Origin of the sequence: Streptomyces sp. SAJ15 (assembly GCF_007595705.1) — a bacterium.
Classification (GTDB): domain Bacteria; phylum Actinomycetota; class Actinomycetes; order Streptomycetales; family Streptomycetaceae; genus Streptomyces.
Genome location: NZ_NISY01000031.1, coordinates 1 through 7,760, shown reverse-complemented (window position 1 = coordinate 7,760; position 7,760 = coordinate 1). Strand labels below are relative to the sequence as shown.

Below are 7,760 nucleotides of genomic sequence, written 5' to 3'. Positions count from 1 at the left end.
CGCGAGCTGGCGCCGCGTGATCCGGGAACCCCACAAGCCGGTGACGACCGCAGCACTGCCGGCCCCCACCGCTCCGATCACCGCTCCCAACATGGCTGCTATCCCCGAGTCCACCACCGCAGTGTGCCTCACACCACTCTCGCGACACCGCCCAGGCCTCAACGTGGCTTCGTTCGTTTGTTGCGAACGAAGCCAACCCAGGGAGAGGCGCTGCGAACCATCCCCGCGGGCGCGGGGCCGACATGGGTGCGGGCGTGCGCACGGTGAACGACAAGGAACCATCCCCGCGGGCGCGGGGTCGAAGAGCGGTACGGCGAGGTGTCAGCGAGGCGACTGGGCACATCCCCGCAGGCGCGAGCAGGGCCTGGCACGCGAGGTCGACCCTGCTCTGTGCCACAGACGGGCTCGCCAGTGCGGGCGGTACGTCATTTCGATGATGTATACCGCCCGTATCTCCTCGTACCGGCCTGCATGGCTGTTGCGCCCCCTGTCACGTGTCTCTGTGACGCTGGCGCCTGTAGCGGCGTGTGACATGGGCGAAGGCCCCCGAATCCCCTCCGTGAGACGGACGATACTGGATGGCAGGCCAGGGAGAAGGGCAGGGTTCTGAAATCGGGAACGCCTCAAGGTGAGTGGGAAGGCATGGGCCCCGCGGTTAGCTCATCACTATGACGGTGGGTTTCTCGGACCCCTGCAGTGCGTATGTGGCCTGCGGATCGGCGTTCATGGCTGCGACCCATCCGTTGTAGAAGGCCGTACCTGCTTCCGCGCTCCTGCCCGAGGGGACTTCGAACGAGGCGAATGCCCAGATCGAGCAGACCAGAATGAATTCCTGTGCGGTTGTTTCGCGGAGAGCGGCGGCGCATGCTTTGGACCAGCGCGGATCGTTGGGTGCGAGGCTTTCGCTGACGAAGGACCGCAGATCGCGATGTGACGTCTGGTATTGCTTGAAGACCCTGCGAGTGAACTGCCCCTCCACGAAAGATAAGGCGAAGGGAGAATTTACCCACATCCAGCTCCACCCCGGCCCGGTATATCCATACTGAGATTCCGGGTAGTCGTCGTTTGAAATCACTGTTCTGAACCCGGAGGGGCCGTCCATGGGGGCGTCCAGCTTGAGCATGATTCCTCCTGATGTCGCTTTCTCGCGAGCTGTGGCGGCGGGGACGCATGGCTACCCACGTGCAGCTCATGATCCTGCGGAATTTTACCGGGGTGAGCTGCTCCAGGAGCCGTCCGTGGACACACCTTCCGGGGTCACCGCATATGCCCGCAGCGGAAGAGGAAGATCCAGATCAGCCGCGTGTCGTGCAGCGATCTACAGGGCCTTTCAGCGCGTTGTGGCAGCGTTCGGGCACGGCACGGTGCGCGACCCTTCTCGACCGCTTCAGGATCATTGGCGATCCCACACGGTCGCTTCGAGGTTCAGTTCGACAGGGCGCCCAGGATGCTCGTCACCGTGAAGTAGCCCAGACGTCCGTCCCAGGTTCCGAGGCAGGCCATGGATCCCTCATGAACAGGCAGCGCCCTTCGCGCCATTCCTGGCATCTTGCGCACTGGACTGGCCGGCACCCAGCTCTACAGCTCCGGCGACATCAGCGCGCGAGGTCGACCCCGCTCAGCTCGGTGCTCACGCGATCACCGCCCCGGCCGTGTCGCCGTCCAGCGGGCGGGCGGCGAGCTCGGGCAACCGGTCCGTCCATGGCGCGGGCACGGCCGCCTCGGTCCGGGCCACCGCCCGCTCGCGCAGCTGCTCCAGCCCGATTTCCGACTGGCCGTGCGAGTCGACGTAGTTGCCCTCGGCCTCCATGGCGGTGGCGTGGCGCATCATGCCCTCGATCGCGGCGGCGACCTCGCTCGCGGTACAGGTCAGTGGATGGCCATCGAGCCCTTCCGGTCGGTCACCGGCACTCGCAGCCAGCGCAGGCACGGGCAGACAGACCGTGCGCGCGGAACAGGGCGAAGGTCTCCTCGGGCAGCGGCTCACAGGTCCCGCCGGGTGTGTCGGCGAGCGGCCCCAGGACGAACAGCCCCATCTCCTTCTCCGCCAGGTGCACGTCCTCCACCGGCACGCTCTGCGCCCAGCCGATGCGCGGCACGCTGGTAGTCGACGGCCGCTGCACGGCCTCAATCTCGGGGCGGCGCAGGTCCTTGGGCATGTACGCGGCCAGAGCACCGCGCAGCTGCTCCGCGGCCTGGTCCTGGTCGTCGGCGTCCAGCCAGCTCGTCTTCACCAGCTCCCGCAGCGCTCCCGCGGGTAGAGCGCCACCTCGTACCGCCAGCCGTCCGCATCCTGGCGCAGGCTGCGCTCGTACTCGCCGGAGTCGTCGAAGGAGAAGCACGACAGAACCCCGCCGGCGTCCTTGGCCGCCGCGATGGCGTCGTCGACCGTCGCGTGGTTCTCGGTGAAGTCGCCCCACGGTGTGGCCATGGGCCCGAAGAGGATGTCGTCCATCGACGTCAGCTGGGGCAGGTTCGCGGCCACGGCCGCGAACGTGGCGGCTGACCGTGACGCCGCGGCCTTGCGCTGCTTGGCCTGCTTCGCGTGCTTGGCAGCCCGCTTCTGCTGAGCTCTTTTCCCTAGGATGCCCGCCTGTGTCGAGGTCGCTGGTGTATAGACCGGTAAACGCTGTACCAGACGATTCGTCACGTTATCCGTCGGCGGACGACACCGTGCGGCGGCCCAGTCCCGTGCGCACCGCGGGGGCAACTTCGTGGATCGCGCTCCGCTGGGGCCGGCTGCGCCGTACGGTCGCTTCTACGGATGGCGACCGGGCAGTGACGCCGGGTCAGACAGGGGAGGGGATCTGGGGATGGTCAACGCCCGTACGTACCCGCTGTGGCGGGATCTCGCGATGAGCGAGGACCTCCCCAAGGAAGCCCTCAAGACGGTGATCGGCGCCCTGTGCGCCCCGGCGACGACGCCGCATGGCTTCGACGCCCAGGCCGACCGGTGGCGGGAGGAAGCCCTCAAGGCCGCGCTGCCCGCGCTGCTGGCCCGGACCTCTGCCAAGCGGCTGCGCGGCCAGCTCCTGGTGCACGCCGACGAGAAGACGCTGGCCGCCCTGGCGGCCGACGGCACCGTGACCGCCGCCGACGTGCCCGCCATCCTGCGGCACCGCCGGGCCTGGGCCGGGCTGATCTCCGCGCTGGCACGGCACCCCGGCCAGGTCGAGGCGGCCATCGCACTCCTGCCCCGCCTCCCCGACCACAAGGTGGAGCAGGTCGTCCGGGACTGGGACCCCGACCGCTACACCCGCACCAAGGGCACAGCGCCGGCCCCACCCGTGCCGCCAGAACTGTTCGACGCCGTCCTGGAAGCCTGCCTCACCCCGCTCGCCGCGTACCTCCTCCACCCCGAGCCCGAAGAGGGCTGGGAGGCTGTGTCCGCGTTCTCGAAGGACTGGTCGCTGGAGCTGGGCGACCGCGCCGGCTGGGCGATGCTGGCCCGCTGCCCCCAGCGGTGGCCGCAGCTCACCGCGCACCCCGTACTCGGGGCGGCTGTCCAGCACCTGCTGCTGGACCAGGCCGAGACGCAGGCCCTCGAGGACGCCCGCCTCCGCGCCGCCGACCCTGACGGCGAGGAACTCCCCGCCGACCCGGCGCCCGCGCTCAGCGAGGACCTGCTGCTCGCCTGCCTTCCGGCCCTGTGCATGCCCGAACTGGCCGACCTGCCCAACCCGCAGGTGACCGCCCGCCGGACCCTGCACCACCTCGCAAACCGCATCCGCAACAACCCGCGCCTGGCCGACCTCGCCGCCGACCAACTGCACACGGCCGCCGACGCTCTCGTCACCCGCGGCCAGCTGCTCACCTGGCCCGACAAGCAGGAGAACGACTATGAGTTCGACGGCCGCGTCCTGCGCCTCGCCGAGGACCTGGCCCTCCTCAGCGCCCACCCCGACCACCTCGCCGAGGCCTGCGCCCAGCTCGCCCGGCTCGATCCGCCGGCCGTCGTCTCCCCCACGCCGAGCCGGACCCTGATCCGCGTCCTCGACAACGTCGATCCCGACCACGACCGACCGGCCCGGCTCCTGGAACGTCACTACGAGCACCGCCGGGTCCAGGCCCTAACCGTCCTCGCCGCCAACCCGCACACCCCACACACCGCCGTCGCGGACGTCCTGAACGGGCTGCACCCCGCCGAACTGGCCTGGATCGCCGAGAAGGCCGGCGGCCCCGACTGGTTCCTGGCCGCGGCGGCCGCCGTCCCGGTACCCGAAGACAAGGACGACGGTGTGGTGCGGCTGCTGGACGACGAGGAACTCGGCAAGCACCCCGACCCTGCGGCCGTCCTGCAGTCCTGGCTCGACTCCCCCGCCGCCGGTGAGATCCTCTCCCGCTCCGAGGTCTACCGCGCCGTGGTGAAGTCCCGCTACCGCACCCTGGAGCACCTGCGCCAGATCCCCGCCGACGAGGTCCTCACCCGCCACGAACCCGACGTCGCCCTGAAGATCCTGCTGGAGCACTGCGGGCGCAGCACCGACCGGTGGGAGGCCCTCGCCGCCGCCATGACCTTCGACTACGACGACGAGAAGATCACCTTCGGTCAGCTCCTCGACTCCCTGAACCCCACACCCGCACAGGCGCAGACATCCTGACGGGACGTCCCGCAGGCCGCCGCGTGCGTGGTGCCTCCGCGCGCGCAGTCCGCGAGGGGGTCAGACGCGTGCCATGTCGACGAAACGCCCGTACATCCCCTGATGGGCGACGGTGAGCGTGGCGGTGGGGCCGTAGCGGTGTTTGGCGACGATGAGGTCGGCTTCGCCGGCGCGGGGTGAGTCCTTCTCGTAGGCGTCCTCGCGGTGCAGGAGGATGACGAGGTCGGCGTTGTCCTCCAGGGCGCCGGAGTCGCGCAGGTCGTTGATCTGGGGCAGCTTGTCGGTGCGCTGTTCGGGGGCGCGGTTGAGGGTGGAGACGGCGACGACGGGGATTTCGAGTTCCTTGGCGAGGTGCTTGAGGCCGCGGGCGATCTCGGAGACCTCCTCGTAGCGCGAGCCGAGGGGGCGGGTGCCGTAGTGGAGCTGCTGGACGTCGTCGACGGCGATGAGCTTCAGGTCGTTCAGGCGGTGCAGGCGCCGGGCGCGGGCGCGGAGCTCGGTGAAGCTGGAGCAGGGGTCGTCTTGCAAGTAGAGCGGTGCTTCGGAGACTTCGGGCATGCGCCTGGCCAGGCGCACCCAGTCGTCGTCGCTCATGGTGCCGGAGCGCATGTGGTGCATCGGGACGCGGGCTTCGGCGGACAGCAGGCGCAGGGTGATGTCGATGCGGCGGGATTCCAGGGCGAACAGCGCCGCGGCCAGGTTGTGCTTGAGGGTCGCGCAGCGCAGCAGGTCCAGGGCGAGGGTGGAGGTGCCCATGGCGGTACGGCCGGCGATGACAATGAGCTGGCCGGGGTATACGGATCAGGAACGCTAAGCCGTTGATCTTGGAGAACCGGGCTGTCGTTGCGATGCGCTGGACGTGCCCTGCCGGCGATCGTTCGTCCGTCACCTTGGCTTCTCGTCTCCTTCGATGCCCACCCGAGGGGCATATAGGACGTTCTGCGGCCTATATGAGCTCTACGGTCGCCCAGTAGGCACAAACGCGCCTATCTCGTATCAATTCGAAGGGGAGGCGCTATGGCAGGCGCGGACAACCGCCCGGCTCTGGCGGGCAAGGTCACCTCGCACGCGATCTGGTCCGACGACGGCCGCAGGCTCGCCGAGTTCTACGTCGCTGCTCTGGGGTCGGAGGTCTCCGAGGCGTACCGGGACGAGGAGGGCCGTGAGGCTGCCTTCCCGGTGCGGGTCGGCGGCACGATGTTCATTTTCTGGACGGCCACGTCGTTCAAGGCGCCCGAGTGGCCGCGGGACGAGCTCGTCTTCCACATGGACATCGCGTTCGATGACGTCGAGGCGGCGGAGCGGCGGCTGGTGGAGCTGGGTGCGACGAAGCCCGGTCACCAGCCCGGTGGGGAGCATTGGACCGTTCTGCTCGACCCCTCGGGCCAGCCTTTCTGCATCAGCGCCGGCTGACCGCCCGTTCCTTTTTACCGAATTTACCGAACGGCGGCCCTTGGGGTGCGGTCCTTCCTTCCCTGGGGGAGAAAGGGCCTGGGCGCCCGCGTGCCCCCGGCACGCATGCCCGCCACCCTGCTGTGGGCTGCCATCATCCGTGGAGGATTCCATGCCGTTCGCTCCCTGTCTGAGCGTGAACGACACCACCGCCAGCGTCGCCTTCTACAAGCAGCTGGGCTTCGACGTCGATTCCAGCACGGCCCGGCCCGGGGACGACATCCACATGCTGCTGTACCAGGGCGAGTTCTGCGCGATGCTCTACAGCAACGCCGACCTGAAGAACTGGCTGCCCGTCCTAGCCGACACCCCCGTCGGTTTCGCCGGCATGTTCTACCTGGGCGTGGACGACTTCGACGCCGTCCACGATCGCATCGCCGCACACGCCAAGATCGTCAAGGACACCGGGACCGACCACACCGGGCAGCGCATGTTCTACTTCCAGGATCCGGACGGCTACGTCATCGGTATCAACGACAAGGCCGCTTTCCAAGCCAGCGACCTCGGCAAATACGCCTGATCACCAACAGCCGGAGACGGTCACGGCCGGTCACGGTGAAGCTCTCGCAGACGGTCGCTGGTGGCGCGGGGCAGGCCGGCCACAACGCGTTCCCAGGAGTACTCGATCATCTCGGCGAGCTCGTCGGCGGGCACGGTGCCGTCCAGCACCACCGTGTTCCAGTGCCGCAGGCGCGCGTAGAAACTGGGGCCCACGGCCGGGTACTGCTCGCGCAGATGCAGGACGGACTCCGGATCGCTCTTGAGCGTCACCTGCCCGGGGCGCGAGGCGGTCGCCTCGGTCAGCACGGCGAAGATCTTGCCACCGACCTTGAACAGGGTCATCCCGGGGCCGGGCTCGCCTTCCGTCGCCTCCGGCAGCCCCATGGCGACCTCCGCGACCTCCTCCGGAGTCATCGACACCCTCCCGCACCACCCGTCACGCCCAGCACTCTGTGCGAACGTACAGCAATCCCGGATACCGGCAGATATAGGACAGAGCCTGTCCTACACGGAGGGCAGTCTTCCGGTACGGCTTCTCCGAACCCATCAGCATCAGAAAAGGACAGCAGCCATGAACACCAGCACGGCTCACACGGACATCAACGAACTCGTTCACGCATGGGCGGATTCCTACAACGAGCAGGACTTCGACCGGTTCGGAGCACTGTTCACCGAGGACGTCGCTTACACCTGCGGGGCCTTCGGGCTCGCGTTCACCGGCCGGGACGCTTTCGTCGGCCACATCCGCGAGTACGCGGGCGCCGTCCCGGACCGGAAGCTGACCCTCAAGTGGGTCATCGCCGAAGGCGACGCCGTCGCCATCGAAACCGACTTCGCGGGCACCAGCTCCGGAACCCACCCTGCCCTGCCCCCGGCCGGCCAGCCGGTCATCGTCAGCTTCTGCACCATCCTGCACCTGCGCGCCGGCCGGATCGCCTCGCAGACCGACTACCTCGGCGGACAGTAACCCCTCCCGGACGGACAGCGGCTCGCGCGCGCTCGGACGCGGCATCAGCCCGGACGGCGCCATCTGACCCGACCCAGCAGCATGCTGTCCCCCGCCCTGCTTGGCCTGGACGCGGCGGGAGCTATGGAGGGCGGGCCCTCAAGTCGGCGTACACCTTGCTCCGCGGCTCACGACGTGCCCGAGCGTGTTCCGCCCGCAACTGCCGCCGCAACTGAGCCTCCTGCGCCGCGAGCTGGCGC

The 7,760-nt window shown here is 68.8% G+C and carries 8 protein-coding genes and 2 pseudogenes; 4 read left to right on the top strand and 6 right to left on the bottom strand.

The features are described from left to right. Window positions 1-655: 655 nt before the first annotated feature. The 4 genes and pseudogenes from CD790_RS34050 to CD790_RS34040 all read right to left on the bottom strand — a co-directional run bounded on the left by CD790_RS34050 (window position 656) and on the right by CD790_RS34040 (window position 2,485). Window positions 656-1,123, bottom strand: coding sequence for a hypothetical protein (locus tag CD790_RS34050; RefSeq protein WP_144387256.1), 468 nt, complete (start codon window positions 1,121-1,123; stop codon window positions 656-658). Window positions 1,124-1,762: 639 nt separating this feature from the next. Further along, window positions 1,763-1,987: pseudogene (locus tag CD790_RS37090) on the bottom strand (Tn3 family transposase); the annotation flags it as partial. After that, on the bottom strand, window positions 1,902-2,234 hold the full coding sequence (locus CD790_RS35120; protein WP_186319400.1) for a hypothetical protein: 333 nt from the start codon (window positions 2,232-2,234) through the stop codon (window positions 1,902-1,904). The pseudogene CD790_RS37090 and the gene CD790_RS35120, both read right to left, overlap by 86 nt. After that, complete coding sequence (locus CD790_RS34040) at window positions 2,231-2,485, bottom strand: hypothetical protein (protein ID WP_144387254.1); 255 nt, start codon at window positions 2,483-2,485, stop codon at window positions 2,231-2,233. The genes CD790_RS35120 and CD790_RS34040 overlap by 4 nt, the downstream gene beginning before the upstream one ends. A 328-nt stretch (window positions 2,486-2,813) precedes the next feature. Here CD790_RS34040 and CD790_RS34035 point away from each other — a divergent pair, with 328 nt between their 5' ends. Next, window positions 2,814-4,601, top strand: a complete 1,788-nt coding sequence (locus tag CD790_RS34035; RefSeq protein WP_144387253.1) for a hypothetical protein — start codon at window positions 2,814-2,816, stop codon at window positions 4,599-4,601. Between the two features lie 60 nt (window positions 4,602-4,661). On the opposite strand, the pseudogene CD790_RS34030 reads toward CD790_RS34035, so the two are convergent. Beyond that, window positions 4,662-5,399 (bottom strand): annotated as a pseudogene (locus CD790_RS34030) (DnaB-like helicase C-terminal domain-containing protein); the annotation flags it as partial. Window positions 5,400-5,618: 219 nt separating this feature from the next. On the opposite strand from CD790_RS34030, the gene CD790_RS34025 reads away from it, so the two are divergent. Beyond that, complete coding sequence (locus CD790_RS34025) at window positions 5,619-6,014, top strand: VOC family protein (protein ID WP_144387251.1); 396 nt, start codon at window positions 5,619-5,621, stop codon at window positions 6,012-6,014. 151 nt (window positions 6,015-6,165) lie between these two features. Then, window positions 6,166-6,573 (top strand): VOC family protein, encoded by a 408-nt coding sequence (locus CD790_RS34020; protein WP_144387250.1) that lies wholly within the window; start codon window positions 6,166-6,168, stop codon window positions 6,571-6,573. A 20-nt stretch (window positions 6,574-6,593) separates the two neighbouring features. Here the strand turns inward: CD790_RS34020 and CD790_RS34015 are convergent, their stop codons facing one another. Further along, window positions 6,594-6,968 (bottom strand): MmcQ/YjbR family DNA-binding protein, encoded by a 375-nt coding sequence (locus tag CD790_RS34015; protein ID WP_144387249.1) that lies wholly within the window; start codon window positions 6,966-6,968, stop codon window positions 6,594-6,596. Between the two features lie 157 nt (window positions 6,969-7,125). On the opposite strand from CD790_RS34015, the gene CD790_RS34010 reads away from it, so the two are divergent. Further along, window positions 7,126-7,521, top strand: a complete 396-nt coding sequence (locus tag CD790_RS34010) for an ester cyclase (protein ID WP_186319399.1) — start codon at window positions 7,126-7,128, stop codon at window positions 7,519-7,521. Window positions 7,522-7,760: the final 239 nt, after the last annotated feature.

Bases quoted from the DNA above. Each gene is read 5' to 3' on its own strand.
- CD790_RS34050 (WP_144387256.1), bottom strand. From the start codon at position 1,123: ATGCTCAAGCTGGACGCCCCCATGGACGGCCCCTCCGGGTTCAGAACA.
- CD790_RS34035 (WP_144387253.1), top strand. From the start codon at position 2,814: ATGGTCAACGCCCGTACGTACCCGCTGTGGCGGGATCTCGCGATGAGC.
- CD790_RS34025 (WP_144387251.1), top strand. From the start codon at position 5,619: ATGGCAGGCGCGGACAACCGCCCGGCTCTGGCGGGCAAGGTCACCTCG.
- CD790_RS34020 (WP_144387250.1), top strand. From the start codon at position 6,166: ATGCCGTTCGCTCCCTGTCTGAGCGTGAACGACACCACCGCCAGCGTC.
- CD790_RS34015 (WP_144387249.1), bottom strand. From the start codon at position 6,968: ATGACTCCGGAGGAGGTCGCGGAGGTCGCCATGGGGCTGCCGGAGGCG.
- CD790_RS34010 (WP_186319399.1), top strand. From the start codon at position 7,126: ATGAACACCAGCACGGCTCACACGGACATCAACGAACTCGTTCACGCA.